We start from the raw sequence: 17,625 nt of genomic DNA, 5'->3' as shown, positions 1-17,625 counted from the left end.
TTTCCATACAATCTCTCACCTAATATATCACTTTCCATTTTCCAAACAGACTCTTCTTAAAATGAGAAAATCTCCGTCCGGCGCTCTCATTTCCCATTTCTATCGCACGCTGATAATAATCTGCCGCTTTTTCCAAGTCCTCCGGCGATTCATTTTTTCTCTCGTAGAGGTAGCCGAGTTCATAAAAGGCATAGCCGTCGCACTCTATTTCGGCCGCCTTCTCAAAAAGCTCCCTGGCCCTCTCCTCGTCGGTCTCGCATCCCTGGCCTTTCATGTACAGAAACGCCAGTTTGGAATAGGACTGCAGGGTTCCCATCTGACGGCATCGGTTCAGCCAGTAGAAGGCCTTCTCATAGTCCGCATCCAGACCGTCCCCGCCCTGAAAATAAAGACCGCCCAGTATCTCCATGCACTCGGCATTTCCGAGCTGCGCGCCCTTCTCATACCAGGTAACCGCCTCTTCCATATCGGGAGTTTGGCAGATTCCGTCCCTGCTCATATTCCCCAGGGCAAGGCTTGCAAAACCGTCCTTCTCCGTCTCGGCCGCCTCCTTAAACAGCTTCTCGGCCGTCTGGAGATCCTGGATATCCGACGTTCTCAGATAGAGGTGGGCAAGGGGCAGGGCCGTCTCTTTCTCTCCTGCCGCATAGGCGCGGCTGTACCAGTAAAACGCCTTTCCATTATCGCGTTCCACCACCTCGTCACGGTAAAAGATATTCCCCAGTTCCGTATAGCTCTCCGGCTCCTGGCTGTTTGCCGCCTGCTCAAAAGCCTCCACCGCTTTTCCTATGTCGCGTTCCGTTCCCCGGCCGTTCAAATACATCCGCCCCAGATGGAGATATGCCTTTAACGCTCCCTGACTGGCCGCCGCCCTGAAATACTGATACGCTGCCTCAGCGTTATCATGATCCAAATGGTAAATCCCCATCCGGTACAGGCCCCAGGCACTGCCCAGCGCGGCGCATCGGTCCGCCCATTCCAGAGCCTTCTCCGCATCCTTCCGTGTGTATTCACCGTTTAAATAGCATTTTCCGACCTTGACCATAGCTGAGACGATACCGCTTTCCGCCGCCTGCTGATACCACTTAAAACAGGTATCCCTCTTCTGCTCCTCATCCGGAAGCAGGTCAAAAATAGTCTCCCCCTCATAGGCCGTAGCGATCTGCAGCGCGGAAAACGGGTCTCCCTGCTCTGCAGACTCAAGCACCTCTTTATAACTTTCCTCCAGTGTATGGAGGGAAGATTTCTTCATTTCTTCATCATAGTGGCCCGCCCTGACCGCTCCGAGTACGCAGCGGAAACTCCCGGCCTCAATGCCTCTCTTATAACATTCGTATGCCTTTTTCTCGTTGAATCCAACGGCGCCCTCTCCCCAGCCGTAGCAGTTTCCCAGGAAAAACCAGCCCTCCGGGTCTCCAGCCCTGGCCGCTTCCTCGAGGTACTCAATGCCCTGGGAGAATAATTCCTCATTGCACTGTTTCCATATCAGTTCAACGCCTTTTTCGCACAATCCTGTCATCAGTATTGCCATATTGATCAGTTCCTCTTTCTCTTTGCATGTATCTTTCTGTGCCTTTATCCATTTTCACGTGCACGGCCCTGCCGCGTTTAAGCTGTATCAGAGCCTGATTCTACAGGCTTATCATACTATTTTTACCCTCCATAGACAACTGTTTTTATCTAATTTCATTTCTCTGTAATTGAAATTTAAGATTCCCGCATAAAATATCCTGACCACATTATAAAGAGGTTGTATATGTATCCATCTTTTTCTGAAGGTTCACTTCTGCCCGGGGCTATCTATCTGCGGCTTTCAAAGGATGATGAAGGTTCCGGGGAAAGTTTAAGCATTGTCAATCAAAGAAAAATGCTTCTCCGCTACGCCAGGGAACACCACCTTACCATTGTCCGCGAATATGTGGATGATAGAGATATAATAGGACTTAATCAGAAAACCTTTTAGCTTCAAGGGTTTTACCGATTAAGTCCTATTTTTATACCCATACCCTATTTACCCAATACCCAAAAATACTTTACCCATGAAAGGAGACGCCGATGGCAAAAGTTATCGCAGTCATGAATGAAAAAGGAGGCGTGGGGAAGTCAGCCACGGCGACTACTCTTGCTTACCTTTTAGCAAAACGAGGTCACAAGACCGCCCTGATTGACTTTGACGGTCAGGGACACGCCAGCATTATCTATGGCGTAAAGAACACCAATAAGTTGGAAGTTACGATCAATACCCTGCTCCGCAAAATCATTGAGGACGAGCCACTGCCGGAACCGGACAGCTACATACTGAAAACCGAGTGTGGGGTGGATGTCATTCCGTCCAACAGCCAGCTTTTCACACTGGAACGTAATCTCTGCAACGTGGATTTCCGGGAACGTATGCTTTCCCGGTACGTTGATACCATCAAGGACAGCTACCAATATATCATTATCGACTGTATGCCCCAAATGGGTACGCCGATGATTAACGTGATGATGTGCGCGGACAGTATCATTGTGCCGACACAGGCGGAACTTCTATCCACGCAGGGATTGACAGAGCTTTTGAAGCATTATCAGACCATCCGCAAGAACAGCAACCACCGTCTGCGTATTGACGGCATCCTGATTACCATGGATTCTCCCAACACCATTCTGTCAGCACAGGTTCATAAGCTGCTGGAACAAGGGTTTGCAGGCAAAGTCCCGATTTTCAAGACGCACATTCCCCGCTCTATCAAAGTGGCGGAGGCCGTGCTGTACCACAAGACAATCTGCGAGTTCCTGCCGGATAACCCAGCGGCGATTGCTTATGAGCGGTTCGCAGACGAATTTTTAGCAATCGAGAGGACAGAGGAAACGGAGGTGTGTGCAGTTGGGTAAACCCAGAATTGATTTATCAGATTTTGATGAAATGCTGAATTTTGAGCCGGAGTCCCCTGCTTCGGTTTCGGCGGACAATTCTGCCACAGTTTCTCAAAATGGCGGCATGACGGAAATGGACTTTGACCAGATGGAGTCCTTTCCAAATCACAAATTCAAACTGTATGAGGGACAGCAGCTTACCGACATGGTGGAGAGTATCCAGCAGTTTGGCATTCTTCTCCCGCTTATCCTCTGGCACACCGAGGACGGCAGGTATATTATCCTCAGCGGCCACAACCGCCGAAACGCAGCCCAGCTTGCGGGACTGACACGAGGCCCTGTCATTATCCGGGAGAACCTGACCCATGACGAGGCCGTGCTGATTGTCACAGAAACCAATCTGCGTCAGCGTTCCTTTGCTGATATGAGCCATTCAGAACGAGCCTATTGTCTTGCAGAGCATTATGAAGCACTCAAATCACAGGGTAAGAGAAATGACCTTTTGGCAGAGATTGAAACCCTCTTAAACCCGCATGGCTGCGAGGAAAATGAGACTTCTGCTGAAGTTCAGCACAGGTTAAAAAGCAGGGATAAAATCAGTCAGGAATATGGACTTTCCAGAGACAAGGTAGCGAAGTATATTCGCCTTGCAAGGCTGGTTACTGGTTTAATGGAACGGGTGGACACTGGCGAAATTGCGTTTCTCGCCGCTTACGATCTCTCCTTTGTGGAGGACACGGCAAAGCAACAGCAGATTGCCGACCTGATGGAGTCTGACAGCTATAAGGTGGATATGAAAAAGGCGGAATTACTCCGCAATTACTACGAAACCAACAAACTGACCGATACCGCTATCGTGCAGATTCTCTCCGGCGAAAAAACGAGGAAGCCAAAGAGCAGTAAACCCCAGCCGGTCAAGGTCAAGTCTGCGGTGATTACCAAGTATTTTACCGCACAGCAGACCGCCAAGGAAATTGAAGAAACCATTGACAAGGCGCTCGCCTTTTACTTTAAAAATCAAGAACGGGAAATGGAGGTGACAGCTTGAGCAAAGCAACCTTTCTTGCCGACTTATACCAGAAATCGGTGCAGGAGTACACAAAATCTCCGGCTGAATGGAAAGGCTTGCTGTCCTGCGTGGCACGTTTCTACAAAAGGTCATTTGATAATGCAGTGTTGATTTACGCACAGAAGCCGAATGCCACGCAGCTCGGCACATGGGATGACTGGCACGATGAACGAATTGGGCGGAGTATCAACAAAGGTGCCAAGAGTATTGCCGTTATTGATATGCAAAACCCCGGAGCCAGTTTGAAAAACCTCTTTGACTTCATGGATACCAACGGCACAGAGGAAAGTTTCAGGAACTTCATGCGGTATCATTGGGAACTGGAAGAACAATACCGCCCCAGCTTAATGCTGCGGTTCCATGATAAATATGCTGTGCCAACCTCCAGCATGGAAGCCTGCCTATATAAATTGGTAAGCAAGCGGGTGGCGCAGATACTCCCCAAGTATATGGAGAACTTCAAGGTGCGGGAGGAAAGTAGCCCCCTCTATGGTATGCCGGAGGAAGCGGTTAAGGCGGAATTTACCCAGCTTATCATAGAAAGCGTTGCCTACACGGTCTTTTCCAAATGCGGCGTATCCACCGAACTGTTTGAGGAAAACAGCTTTGAAAACATCAGCCGGTATCATACACTGGGAATGTTCATGGCGCTGGGGAGCTGTACGGTTTCCCTTGCAAGGCCCATACTCAAGGAAATTCAGCAGGAAATTGAAGCGATTAAAAACGAAAGGAGCCAAATTTATGAGAACAGAACCTTTGATGAATTTCAGTTACAGAGAGGGAGCGGACGGGATGCTGTATCCCGAACTGCAAATCTCCGAGAACCCGGAGACGGACAAAATGCCGGTGGGCAGATACGGGAAGCTCTGGAAGGAGTATATGATGGAGAACCACCCGCACCGTCTGTCGGAACTGGTGGCACAGGGCAAAATCAACGAGACAATCCTGAAAGTGGACGAGGAAGCGGATCGGCGCAAGGAAGAACTGATACAGGAACTTCTGGGCGGACAGCCGATGCCGGATACGGAGGATACAATGGAGAGAGCCGGACACATGAACAGCCTGACGAAACAGGCGGAGGAAATCGTCATGAACGAACTGGTGATGAAAGTCAGGTAGCAAAACAGAATACCGAGCGCAAAGAGCCGCCCACAGATGGTAAAAAGCCGTCTGTGGGCGGCTTTTTCGTTGTCCCTCCCAAAGAGGCACAGGAGGCCGCTCCAAGGAATGGGACACCGGCCGATATTCCCACTTCCCTTCCTGCGGAGGGAAAAGAGGATGCAGTCACGGCTGAAACAACAGAGCAGACCGCACCGGAACAAACTGGCTCTGTGCAGCCGACAGAATCGGATTTTTCCTTTCAGTATCAGCTTTTAAGCCGCCTGCGTTCCGACTGTGATTATTTTTTAGGAGCGGGGCAAAGAAATGAAACGCATTTATGGGCAGGGAGTGTGCAATCGCAGATTTCTAAAATGCGGGAGTTGTACGATGCCGTGCCTGAAAAACCGGAATGGCTGACAGAGCAGGACATAGAACGCTATGAAAAACAAATGGCGGCATTGGAAACAGAAGCCGCCAGCGTGGACACAGCCATAAGCTCTGAACCGGATTCAACGATGCCTGTGCTTGATGAGGAAGAAATCTCCGACCTTGTGGATGTGGTTCTGTGTGCGGACGATGTGACGCCGGATACGGGGGAATGGCTGCGGGAACTTTGTGATTTCTTTCAGGGCGGCCATAAGCAGACCACCAAGGCAAACGCGCTGAAAGCCTTTTATCATAACGTGGACACCGACTACATCACACTGACAGGCGACCATCTGCATATCACCGGCACGGATACCGGGCTTGATTTTGAGACAGAGGGACAGCTATTTTCCTTTGAATATGGAGAACTGGCAGACCATATTGACCGACTGATCCTCCATGGTGTGTATCCGTACAGCGCCGAGGCCAGTATGCTGGATGACTATGAAATTCCAGATGAAGCGGATGAAAGGAACGGCGTACAAGACGAGGAAACGGAAGAAAATCTGGCGGAGATGGAACCGACCTTTACCGGCGGAGAACAGACGGAGGACATCACACCGCCTGCCCAGCCGGAAAACCGTCAAATTACCCTGTTCGATTTTGTACCGCTGTCAGATACCTATGAGGACACGGGCGGCGGAGATAATGACAACCTGATAGACCAGAACACGACCGAGCCGGAGCCGCTCCCGTTCCAAGAAGGCGACCGCATCTATTATCGTGACAGGGTATATGAAGTCCTGAAATTCCTGCATGATGGTCATACGGTGGAAATCGGGGAAGTTTCCCAGCTTCAGAACCTCGCCGGGTTCAAAATCCGGGAGCGTGTGCCGGTATCAGAGATTGCAGACTGCAAGCTGCTGAAGAACAGCTATACAGAGGGCGAAATTGCGGAAATGGTGGTCAATGCCGTTCAGAGCGGCGACAATTCAGAGGAAACCCAAGACACACTGAAAGCCGCCCTGCAAGTAAATCAGGCGAATGATGGTTACGCCGATACGGTCATGCGGGATTTTGATACCCGTACAAGGAACGGCGGATTGAATTACCGCTTTTCCGAGGAACACCATCTTTACGATGGCGGCGCAAAAACCAAGTGCAGGAACAATATTGCTGCTATCCGTCTGCTGAAAGAATTGCAGTCGCAAGGGCGTATAGCGACCGCAGAGGAACAGATTACCCTTGCCCGGTTTGTGGGCTGGGGCGGCCTTGCAAACGCCCTGACGCCGGGGAAACCGGGCTGGGAAAGCGAATACGAGGAAATAAAAAGCCTGCTGACAGAGGAAGAATTTCAGTCGGCACAGGAAAGCACCCTCACGGCCTACTATACCGAGCAGAGTGTCATCCGCCATGTCTACCATGCGCTGGAACGGTTTGGCTTTCGGGGAGGCAACATCTTAGACCCCGCCATGGGAACCGGCAACTTCTATTCCGTGCTGCCGGAGCGCATGGAAAACTCCAAGCTGTACGGTGTGGAGTTGGATACCGTCTCCGGAGCAATCGCAAGGCAGCTCTACCCGGAAGCAGAGATTCAGGTCAAAGGTTTTGAGCAGACCAGCTATCCCGACCACTTTTTCGATGTGGTCATCGGCAACATCCCGTTCAATTCCATCCGGGTGGACGATCCCCGCTATAACCGGCACAACTTCCGTATCCATGATTATTTTCTGGCAAAGTCGCTGGATCAGGTGCGGCCGGGTGGCATTGTGGCCGTCATCACTTCCAAATACACCATGGACAAGGCGAATTCCAAGGTACGCCGGTATCTGGCGCAGCGGGCGGAGCTTTTAGGGGCAATCCGGCTCCCAAACAATGCGTTCAAACAGGTGGCGGGAACAGAGGCCACCACGGACATTCTCTTTCTGCAAAAGCGGGAACGGGAAATCGTGCCGGACGAGGATAACAGCCCATGGATTTCCATAGAGGAAACCGAGGATGGACTCCCGCTCAATACTTACTTTGTCGAACACCCGGAAATGGTACTGGGCGAAATGGTGTTTGACGAGAGTATGTTTGGCAACGAGAAAACCACCGCCTGCCATCCCATCCCCGGCGATGACTTAAACGAGCGGTTGGAACGGGCGGTGTCCTATCTGGAGGGAGAGTACCACGAGGCCACGTCCGAGTATGCCGAAGAAAAAGGCGTGTTAAAGGCTTCCCTGCCCGCCGATCCTGCGGTAAGGAATTTTAGTTTCACCGTAGTGGATGACACCATCTATTTTCAGGAAAATTCCCGGATGTACTTACAGGACATCACTGGCAGAAAAGCGGAACGTATCCGTGGCATGGTGGAGATTACCCATGCTGTCCGAGCCTTGATTGACTTCCAGAACCAGCAGTCGGGGGAGCTGCCCACAGCGGAATATGAAAGTAATCTGCAAGAGCATATCCGCCGCTTAAACACGGTTTATGACCGTTTCGTAAAGGATTACGGTTATCTCAATTCTTATGGCAACGTGATTGCCTTTTCACGGGACTCCAACGCTCCCCTCCTGCGCTCCATTGAAAAAGAGAGCAAGGCAGAAAAAGGCGTGTTTGAGAAGTCCGCCATGTTCCATAAGGCGACCATCAAGCCGAAAACGATGCCCAAGGCGGTGTTTTCCGCAGAGGAAGCCTTGAAGGTATCCTTAAATGTCAAAGGCAGGGTTGATCTTGCCTATATGTCGTGGCTGTATCAGATGCCGGAGGGCAGAAAGGCCACGCCGGAGGAAATCATAGCAGAACTGGGGGACGCCATTTACCAAGACCCGGATGAATATAGTGGGAACCCGCTCTCCGGCTGGCAGACCGCCGGGGAATATTTAAGCGGCTATGTCAAGGATAAGCTGACCACCGCCATGTTAAGGGCGGAGGAAGAACCGGAACGGTTCAGCCGGAATGTGGAGGCGCTAAAGACCGTGCAGCCGGAACCGCTGACCCCGCAGGACATCAGTTTTTCTCTGGGAACGCCATGGATACCGCTGGACGTGTATCAGGACTTCATGTATGAGACATTCAAAACAGCCGATTACAACCAGAGTGGACGGTACGCCGTGGAGCTGGAATTTTCCAAATTCAGCAGCGCCTACTTTATTTCAAGCAAGGGCGTAGAGAAAGACTCCGTGACCGTCAACCAGACCTATGGAACCGGACGAATGAACGCCTATGAGATATTGGAAGCGTCCTTAAATCTCCGCTTTGTGGAGGTAAAGGACAGGGTGGACTATGTGGACGAAAACGGCGAGGATAAAGTCAGATATGTCCTGAACAAAAAAGAAACCATCCTTGCCCGTGAGAAACAGGCGCAGATCAAGTCGGAATTTGAACGCTGGCTGTTTGCCGACCCGGAGCGCGGCGCAAGGCTGACAAAACTCTATAATGATAAATTCAACAATCTCCGTCCCCGTGTCTATGATGGTTCCGACCTTGCATTCCCGGATATGTCGGATGATATAGCCTTGCGAACCCATCAGCGGGATGTAGTCGCCCACGGGCTTTATGGGGACGGCAATCTGCTGATGGCCCATGAGGTAGGCGCCGGAAAGACTTACGCCGCCATCGCCTTAGCCTATGAACTGAAACGGCTGGGCAAGGTGCATAAACCGCTGTTTGCCGTCCCCAACCATCTGGTGGGACAATGGGCGGACGCTTATATGGAACTGTACCCCAACGCCAATATTTTAGTGGCGGAGAAAAAGGACTTTGAAAGGAAGAACCGCCGCCGCTTTGCCGGGAGGATTGCTGCCGGTGATTATGATGCCATCATTATGGCGCACTCCAGCTTTGAACTGATCGGGCTGTCCAGAGAACGCCAGCTTGCGGCTATACAGACAGAACTTGACGCCGTGACTGACGCGATCAGTGAGCAGAAAGCGAAAAGCGATAAGGACTGGTCCCTCAAGCAGATGCAGATATTCCGCAGGAACCTGCAATTCCGCTATGACCACCTATTCAACGCGGAAAAGAAAGATGATGTCATCAACTTTGAGGAACTGGGTGTGGACGCCCTGATTGTGGACGAAGCCCACGCTTATAAGAACAATTTTTCCTACACAAAAATGAGGAACGTGGCTGGTGTCAGCGGTGCAAGCAGCCAGCGGGCAATGGATATGCACCAGAAATGCCAGTACATCAATGAGATCAGCGGCGGCAAGGGAGTGATTTACCTGACAGGAACGCCGGTAAGCAATTCAATGGCGGAACTGTATGTCCTGCAAAAGACCTTGCAGCCGCAGGAACTGGAACGGCGCGATCTTCTGATGTTTGATGAATGGGCGGGAACTTACGGCAAGGTGGTGTCCTCTCTTGAAATCAAGCCGGAGGGCAATGGCTACCAGATGAAGAACCGCTTTGCACAGTTCCATAATCTGCCGGAACTCATGAGTATGTTTGCCATGATTGCGGACATCAAAACGGCGGATATGCTGGACTTGCCCACACCAAAGCTGAAAACAGGCGGGGTACAGGTAGTCAAGACCGCCTGTACCCCGGAGCAGAAACGGATCGTCATGGAACTGGCGGAACGGGCGGAGAATATCCGAAACGGAAACGTGGACAGCAGCGAGGACAATTTCTTAAAGCTGACCCACGAGGCCCGCCTGCTCTCCACTGACCCAAGGGCATTAGACGATTCCCTGCCGGATGACCCTGACACCAAACTCAATGTATGCGCCCGGAACGTGGCACAGATATACCATGATACGGCGGAACAAAAACTGACCCAGCTTATCTTCTGTGACCAAGGCACACCCAAATATGACGGCACATTCAATTTTTACGAAGCGACCAAGACGGCGCTGCTTGCACAGGGCGTAAAACCAGAGGAAATCGCCTTTATCCATGACGCCAAGACAGATGTACAGCGGGAACAGTTATTTGAAAAGGTCAAAAATGGGGAAATCCGTATCCTGATGGGCAGTACCGAGAAGATGGGAACCGGTATGAATGTGCAGAATAAGCTGATTGCCCTCCATCATCTCGATGTACCGTGGCGGCCCGCCGACTTAACCCAGCGGAATGGCCGTATTCTGCGGCAGGGCAACGAGAATGAGGAAATATCCATCTTCAACTACATCACGGAAAATACCTTTGACGCTTACCTGTGGCAGATTTTAGAGCAGAAACAGCGGTATATCAGCCAGATCATGACCGGCCGTTCCGCCCTTAGAACCTGTGAGGATCTGGATGAAACCGTATTGCAGTACGCCGAGTTTAAGGCCCTTGCGACTTCCGACCCTCGCGTGAAAGAAAAGATGGAGGTGGATAACGAGATTAACCGCCTGACGGTCTTGAAATCGGCATGGCAGACCCAGCAGAATGATTTGCGGCTCAATATCACCAAGCATTACCCGGATGAAATAGCGAAAACAACCCGGAAGATTGAGGGCATGACAGCCGACCTTGCCGCCTATACCGAAAAGAAACCGGCGGAATTTCAGATGATAATTGATGGGAAATTCCATGAGGAACGCACCAAGGCGGCGGAGCATTTTATGGTGCGCTCTCGTAAGCTGGGACGTGAAACTGGCGATACCCTTGATATGGGCAGTTATGCCGGTTTTTCTGTTCGTCTGCTCCGCACATGGGGCGGCGGTGTAAATATCCAGCTTTGCGGGAAATGCACCTACCAGACCGATATGGGGGAATCCGAACTGGGAAACATCACCCGTATTGAAAATCTGGCGCAGCGCATAATTGAGCGCAAGGATGAGGAAGAACAAAAACTGGAAAGCCTGAACCGGCAGCTTGCGGCTTCAAAGGCGGAAAGCGAAAAACCGTTTGCAGACGAAGAACGGCTGGCGGAACTGCAACAGAGGAAAGTATCCCTTGACCTTGCGCTGGAATTTAAGGAGGACGGCGATGATGTGATGGCGGAGGATGGCGGTGAGGAAGAAACCACCGTTCAAACGAATAATTCTGCGGCGCAGAGACACCCTCCCACGCTGGAACAGCGGCTTTACCGGAAACTGATGGTGTTTGCCGCTCCCGTGTTGGACGGCAGTGCTTATTACATGAAGCTGAAATCTGACGGTTTTGAGGATTTGGTACTGGAAGCCATTGGCGGAGGTGAGTACAGTATTGCCCACTACTACAATCAAAATGGCGCTGCCATGCGCGACCCGGAGATTACCTTTACGGTTGATACGGAAACAAAGTCTATCCACCCCACCTCGTTCCTTCAGGACGATATGGGGATTTTTTATAAGACAGAAATGGCATCACCGTCAATGGTAAAGGATTTGAAAGAATTTATGAGCCAGTGGTTTACCAACATCAAAAATCAAGGCTTTGAGCCAGACACAGTAAAACTTTACGAACAGGATGAGGAACAAGAATATGAAAGATAGGAGTGATTACTTATGGATCATACGATAACGCCGGAACTGACGGCCGCCTTTACCAGACGGGCGGCCGCGCTCGGCTTTGACATATTACCCGGCACCGATGAAATGCCGTTATGGGCTGAAAAAGCAGGACAAGAAGTATGCCGGTTTGATAAGACGGGCGGTATGCTCTATTTTTCGGACTCATCGCTGATAGAGGAACGGAACCAGCTTAATACCCTTATGAAAAGCATGAAGCAGGCGCATGACCTTTATGCGGATGCCAAACCGCTGAAGGTGGACGGTCTTGACCGGGAGGACGGTTTTCGGCTGATTTCCGAGTTTGGAGCTGCGCTCCTTGCCGCCAAGATGACCAAGGATCATGAAATACGCTTTACCACATGGGAATATACCTATGACCGCGCCGGCGTGATGTGGGGACATTACTATGAAACCAATTACGAGGGTGCCAAGCGTGATTTTGCCCTCCGCGCCGGTCTGATTGACGAGAACCAGCTTTTTACCAAGGAGGAATTGGTGGCGCTCCATGATGCCTGTGTGTTCCGTGGCAGGAACGATGATGAAATCAGCTATGAGGATGATAAAAAATTGCAGGCTGTCATGGAAAAGGTGGAGGAAAATATCCCCGACCTGATTTTTGACCGGGAACAGCCGGAACAGGAGGACAGCCATGGAATACAGCCAGATTAACGCACTTTCCAAACGGGGCGCAAATGATTACGGGTTATGGGAACTCACTATGCCCCGTGAGAAAATCTATGAAATCAGGCAGGCGCCGGAAACGGTGTCCGGTGATTTACGGCAGATTTTTGAGGGAGTTTCCCCTGCGGATGAACAGCCGGAGGGAACCTTCCAGTTTGTCCTCCCCCATGAGGACGGCCTGCGGCTTGTCCCGGTGGACATGGGGACAGAGTTTGCGGACAGGAACCGCCATAACGGAACCTCTGTCCGTGGCCCACGGGAGGAAATCATGGCGGAACTGCGGGAGAACCTGAAAGCACAGGGTTACAGCCTGCGACCCAACGCCGCTTTTGTAGATGTGGATGTGATAGCCACCCTGCAAAAAATCATGGAGCATAACACGGACTTCTATCAGACGGATTTTAAGTACGATATGGAAACGCTGCGGGAGGCTGCCGGGGATCGCGGCGGCTACCGCAATTTTTTCTGGCTCACCCGGAAAAACGGCACATGGTGTTTCCCGGAACGGGATGTTTACATCCAGAATACCTGCGCCGCCAACACATGGACGTACTATGGAGGAAGCAGAGACGAGAACGTAAAAGCCTTCTGGATTGAACTGAAACGTGTGGAAGGCGATGATAAGAAACTCATTGGCGATATTGTGGAAATGGACTACCAGAAGCACCTTGACTATCTCTGCACCCATTCCTTTGCCCCGGCGTATGCGGAGGTGGTGTTCAAAAGCCCGAATGATGTCCGTACCTTTCCTTATCGGGAATATAACGAAAACTGGCAGTCCATCGGCCAGCGGTACGGCACGGTGGAGCGCGTTAAATATTGGGTGGAGAACCAACAGGAATTTGCCTATGCCGTTATCTCCGCCCATGGACTTGTCTGGGACGCCGCAAAGCCCATGGAGGTGGATGAATATATCAAGCGGCTGGAGCATGACCGGCTCCACGATTACGGTTATACTGCCGATGATGTGCGGCGTATCGGCCCATTAGACGCAAGAAAGGCGGTACAGAAAGGACTTTGCTGCTATGCCCTGCATAGGGACGGCACACGGGAACCTGTGACAGACCGGGAAATGCTTCAAAAGCACCTGTCCAATAGTGGATTATTTGGCATGGAAGCGCAGGAAGCCAAGCTGTTGCAGTATTTTAAGCAGGACTGTACTCCGCTGTTCACGCCAGAGGAAACGAGGCTGATCTGTTCCCTTGCCATCCAGACCGGGCAGGAGGCCGGACGGGACAGCGCCGGTCTGCTGGACAGCATTATCCATAAAGCGGAACTGACCATGGGACAGCCGGAAAGCGCAGCTTTGGAACAGGGCATGGGACTTGACCGTGCGGAACAGGAGGAACTATGCAGGGATTCTTAAAGCCTTATCAGGTGGAGCAGATCAAGAAGAAATATCCCGTGGGAACCCGGATTGAACTTGACCACATGGAGGGCGAACGGGATATGCCGGACGGCCTGCGGGGAACGGTGGATCACGTTGACGATCAGGGGCAGCTCCATATGAAATGGGACAACGGGCGTTCCCTCGCCGTGGTTCCAAATGCAGATGATTTCCACATTTTGCAGCCGCAGGAACAGGAAAAGGACAGGCCGCAAACACCGCAGAAGGAAATCCATACCGATTACGAACCCATGAACCTCTATGTGGATTATATCAACGCCAATGTACTGCCAAAAGTCGATTATGAGCGGCTTCAGGCCGACTATGGCACAGAGGAAAAAACCTATGCCAAGTCTGTGCTGAACGCCCTGCACCAAGGGGTGTTAGAGGTGTATGGCACGGAAACCTTTGGCCGGGAGACGGCAGGCGGCTATGTGCTGCTCCCCGGCGTGGTGCAGTCCAAGAATACCGGGGAACTGTGTATCGCCCTGCTGGAACTGGATTTACAGTCCTCCGGCGAGCATTGTGCCACGGACTTCCTGATCCGCTATGGCTGTATCAGTCAGTTTGAACCGGAAATGCCGGACAAAGTGGGTAAGTTTCTCCGGGATACCTATGGGGCTTATGACTATGGCTATACCGCCACGCTGACAGATGACATCCGTGTGGACAAGGACAGACTCCCTCAAGCCATGCGGGAGGTGCTGGAGGATTTTAAGCAGCATGAATTTGTCTCCTGCGATCCGAAAAACGCTGTTGGAAATGTGAACGACCGCCCGGAATGGGAGGAAGATATGGAACGCTGACCGCCCTGCTCTTTTGCAGGGCGCTTTGCTTTAGACCGGAGGTGACGAATACGAGACAACAAGCAAGGGCAATGCCCTTTACCGAGGAACAGATGCGGCAGATTTATAATACCAACCTGATTGATTTTGCCGTCCAGCACGGCTTTGAGATTGAAAAAGGCGACAGGAATACCGTCCATGTCAAACACAGCGGCGGCTTATACCTGTTCAAGCATGGCCGGGGCTATGTCTGCTTTTCAAAGGAGGGCTCCAAGGGAAACATCGTGGATTTTGTACAGGAATATATGGGAGCCAGCGACTTCAAAAGTGCGGCAGAAGTCATCCTGAACTGCCGTGCTTATGAACAGACGGAGCATACTATCCCACCCGTGGAGAAAAAACCGCGCGGCGATTTGGTTCTGCCGGAAAAAGACAGGAGTTTTGACCGCACGATTGCCTATCTGACCCGCACCCGTGGCATTGATAAGGAAATCGTGTATTCCATGATAGAACAGGGCAAGGTGTATGGAGCCAGAACGGAGAAAAGCGGATATAGCTTTCATAACTGTGCTTTTGTAGGCTATGACGAGAATGGGAAACCCCGATACTGCGCCTTGCGCGCCCCCAGCGCCGACAGCCATTTCCGGCAGGATGTTGAGAACTCGGATAAGACCTACGGATTTACGATGGAGGGGCGTTCCAACCGTGTTTATGAGTTTGAGGCCCCCATTGACGCCATGAGCCACGCCACACTCTGCAAGCTGAACGGCATTGACTGGCGGGAAGATCACCGGGTATCGGAGGGATGCCTGTCAGATAAGGCACTCTCCCGCTATTTGCAGCTCCACCCGGAGATTACGGAAATTGTATTCTGCTATGACAATGACGTTGACGGCAAGCTGGCGGACGGCACGCCCCACAACCACGGTCAGGCACAGGCGGAGGTTTCCGCAGGGACATTTACAGATTTGGGCTACAAGTGCTTTATCCAGACCCCGCAGACCAAGGACTTCAATCAGGACTTGCTTACATTCCGGGCAATGCTGCAGGCCGATGACAAACAGCCGGAGAAAGCGGTGGAGCGATGAGGCCGGTATTTGTCTGCCAGCTTTCTGAAGAAAAGCAGGCGGAAATCAGAAAAATGCTGGAAGGGCTGATTCTGCATGGCTGCGGCGGGGATAAAAGCGAGGTGGAACGCTACTATGGCATGAGCTTTGAGGAAGCGGTGCAGAACGGCATGGACTCTAAGATTGTTGATTTGGATTACCTCATGGTATTTTATGCAGAAGAATATAACAGCGGAAAAGCGGATGAGCAGTTCCGTCTTGCAGACGCCGCAGTCATTTCCAGTATCTTAAAAGAAGCGAGAAATCATGATAAGGTTCCTGATTTCGTCTATTTGCAGGGGCGGTGCGGACAGCAGCCCACACAGGAGGACGAATGGGAACGATGAAAGGAGGCCGTACATGAAAGCAGTTTTGATTTGCGGCGGCATAATCGCCGGGCTTGCGGTATTGGTTTTGATTGCCGCCCACGGAAAGCGTGTTTGCAGATATGCCACTATTTTTCTGGATCACTATTGATGTGGCCGGGAACAGACTTTTGCTTTCGCCCTTTAGGGAGCGAAGCGACCAACAGCCCTCACCGCCTACGGTGGGGGCTACTTAGTGCCAAAATCTTAGATTTTGGAGTTAAGGCAGGAATAGGCGGGTTCCACCCGCCAGCAAAACAGCTTACAGGCAAAGCCTGTAACGGGGTTCTCTCCTATATGGGAGGGTTCCGAATGGAACCACTTAGAAAGGGGGCTTGTTATGCCTGAAAAGAGCCTGAAACGCTCCATCAACTTTGCCCCGGATATGCTGGAAGCTCTGGATAAACTGGCGGCGACCAACCACACGACCACATCGGAGCTGGTGCGGCAGTTTGTGGAAAAGGGGCTGAACATTGAGGGGCATAAGCAGGATGTGGATTTTATCGCCAGTATTATCCGGCAGGAATTTACGTCTGTGTACCACATCGAGGACATTAAGGCGGTCATGGAACAGCAGACCAGCCGCCTTGCCAAAATGCTGATGAAGTCCGGCAAGCTGGACGGTGCGGCATTCTTCCTGCTGGTTAAGGTATTGATGAATATGGCCCATGACGGCACGGAGGACGAATTTGACCAGATGTTAAACGAGGCCGTGACGCTGGGGGTGGACTATATGCAGAAAAAGGATTTCCAGATTAACAGCTTTTTGCAGGACACTGACAATCTCCGCAGACTTGCGGACAAATTGTAGGAGGTGCTTATGGAACAAGATATTTATATCTTATTATCATGTGACGCATGGGCAGGACATGACAGTATGCGGATTCAGGGTGTTACGACTGATGAAACCATGCTCCACGCCATGCTTGCGGCAAAAATCAAGGCTGGAGATATGGAGTATGGCGGTTTTTCGGGAGAAGCAGCATACCAGATTTTCAGTCAGGATTTCAAAAAGGAGGAAGTCGATTATAAAAAACTGACATACGGCTTTGTACAGACCTATGAAGATATGCAGATTACGGAGCCGGTCAGCATGGCGCAGTTTCCTGAAGCGTCAAACGCCTATGAGGAACTAACGGGAGTAAAGGCGGCGCAGGCCATGAAACATTGGGGCTTGACAGCCGCAGCCTGAATTTTTCAGAGGTGGAGGTACGCACGGATCATGATTATATCTGTTTTCTGGTGCCGGGTATTTGTGACCGTGACAGATTGGAAGAAAGCGACCAGTATCAGGAGTTGATGGAGGACGAGGACGAAACAGAAGTCAATGTCAGCATCGCAGCTTATTCCGTTGGCACAGGAGAGAGCGAAACACCGGACAAGGACGAGCTGAAACTGATTGAGCAGTACCGGGAAGAAATTGACGAGAAATATGGAATCGACCAGATACTTTCTGACTTTATCAGTTTTGAATTTGAACCGGAGGAAGAATATTAAAGCAG

At 51.3% G+C, this 17,625-nt stretch carries 13 protein-coding genes and 1 pseudogene; 13 read left to right on the top strand and 1 reads right to left on the bottom strand.

From position 1 onward, the window contains the following. Positions 1-19: 19 nt before the first annotated feature. Positions 20-1,531, bottom strand: a complete 1,512-nt coding sequence (locus QZT18_RS06585) for an SEL1-like repeat protein (RefSeq protein WP_294145764.1) — start codon at positions 1,529-1,531, stop codon at positions 20-22. 225 nt (positions 1,532-1,756) lie between these two features. On the opposite strand from QZT18_RS06585, the pseudogene QZT18_RS06580 reads away from it, so the two are divergent. The 13 genes and pseudogenes from QZT18_RS06580 to QZT18_RS06520 form a co-directional block, all read left to right on the top strand. After that, positions 1,757-1,927 (top strand): annotated as a pseudogene (locus QZT18_RS06580) (recombinase); the annotation flags it as partial. 128 nt (positions 1,928-2,055) lie between these two features. Next, a complete protein-coding gene (locus QZT18_RS06575) occupies positions 2,056-2,874 on the top strand; it encodes a ParA family protein (protein WP_120152663.1) in 819 nt (272 codons plus the stop codon). Then, a complete protein-coding gene (locus tag QZT18_RS06570; protein WP_366925807.1) occupies positions 2,867-3,904 on the top strand; it encodes a ParB N-terminal domain-containing protein in 1,038 nt (345 codons plus the stop codon). Before QZT18_RS06575 ends, QZT18_RS06570 begins: the two co-directional genes overlap by 8 nt. Before the next feature lie 762 nt (positions 3,905-4,666). Continuing rightward, positions 4,667-5,044 carry a TnpV protein gene (locus tag QZT18_RS06565; RefSeq protein ID WP_294145755.1) on the top strand — a complete coding sequence of 126 codons (378 nt, stop codon included), beginning with the start codon at positions 4,667-4,669 and terminating at the stop codon, positions 5,042-5,044. A gap of 53 nt (positions 5,045-5,097) precedes the next feature. Beyond that, positions 5,098-11,781 carry an LPD11 domain-containing protein gene (locus QZT18_RS06560; protein WP_294145754.1) on the top strand — a complete coding sequence of 2,228 codons (6,684 nt, stop codon included), beginning with the start codon at positions 5,098-5,100 and terminating at the stop codon, positions 11,779-11,781. A 12-nt stretch (positions 11,782-11,793) separates the two neighbouring features. Next, a complete protein-coding gene (locus QZT18_RS06555) occupies positions 11,794-12,468 on the top strand; it encodes a hypothetical protein (RefSeq protein WP_120152658.1) in 675 nt (224 codons plus the stop codon). Then, positions 12,449-13,846 (top strand): hypothetical protein, encoded by a 1,398-nt coding sequence (locus QZT18_RS06550; protein ID WP_120152657.1) that lies wholly within the window; start codon positions 12,449-12,451, stop codon positions 13,844-13,846. The genes QZT18_RS06555 and QZT18_RS06550 overlap by 20 nt, the downstream gene beginning before the upstream one ends. Next, complete coding sequence (locus QZT18_RS06545; protein WP_120152656.1) at positions 13,831-14,673, top strand: DUF4314 domain-containing protein; 843 nt, start codon at positions 13,831-13,833, stop codon at positions 14,671-14,673. Before QZT18_RS06550 ends, QZT18_RS06545 begins: the two co-directional genes overlap by 16 nt. Further along, positions 14,649-15,740, top strand: coding sequence for a DUF3991 and TOPRIM domain-containing protein (locus QZT18_RS06540; protein WP_120152655.1), 1,092 nt, complete (start codon positions 14,649-14,651; stop codon positions 15,738-15,740). Before QZT18_RS06545 ends, QZT18_RS06540 begins: the two co-directional genes overlap by 25 nt. Beyond that, complete coding sequence (locus QZT18_RS06535) at positions 15,737-16,105, top strand: hypothetical protein (protein WP_120152654.1); 369 nt, start codon at positions 15,737-15,739, stop codon at positions 16,103-16,105. Before QZT18_RS06540 ends, QZT18_RS06535 begins: the two co-directional genes overlap by 4 nt. 358 nt (positions 16,106-16,463) lie before the next feature. Beyond that, positions 16,464-16,934, top strand: coding sequence for a hypothetical protein (locus tag QZT18_RS06530; RefSeq protein ID WP_120152653.1), 471 nt, complete (start codon positions 16,464-16,466; stop codon positions 16,932-16,934). Positions 16,935-16,943: 9 nt separating this feature from the next. After that, a complete protein-coding gene (locus QZT18_RS06525; protein WP_120152652.1) occupies positions 16,944-17,315 on the top strand; it encodes a hypothetical protein in 372 nt (123 codons plus the stop codon). Next, on the top strand, positions 17,291-17,620 hold the full coding sequence (locus QZT18_RS06520; RefSeq protein WP_120152651.1) for a hypothetical protein: 330 nt from the start codon (positions 17,291-17,293) through the stop codon (positions 17,618-17,620). Before QZT18_RS06525 ends, QZT18_RS06520 begins: the two co-directional genes overlap by 25 nt. Positions 17,621-17,625: the final 5 nt, after the last annotated feature.

Origin of the sequence: uncultured Clostridium sp. (genome assembly GCF_900547735.1) — a bacterium.
In the GTDB taxonomy this organism is placed as follows: Bacteria; Bacillota; Clostridia; order Lachnospirales; family Lachnospiraceae; genus Otoolea.
This window is presented reverse-complemented; position numbering and strand designations above follow the sequence as displayed.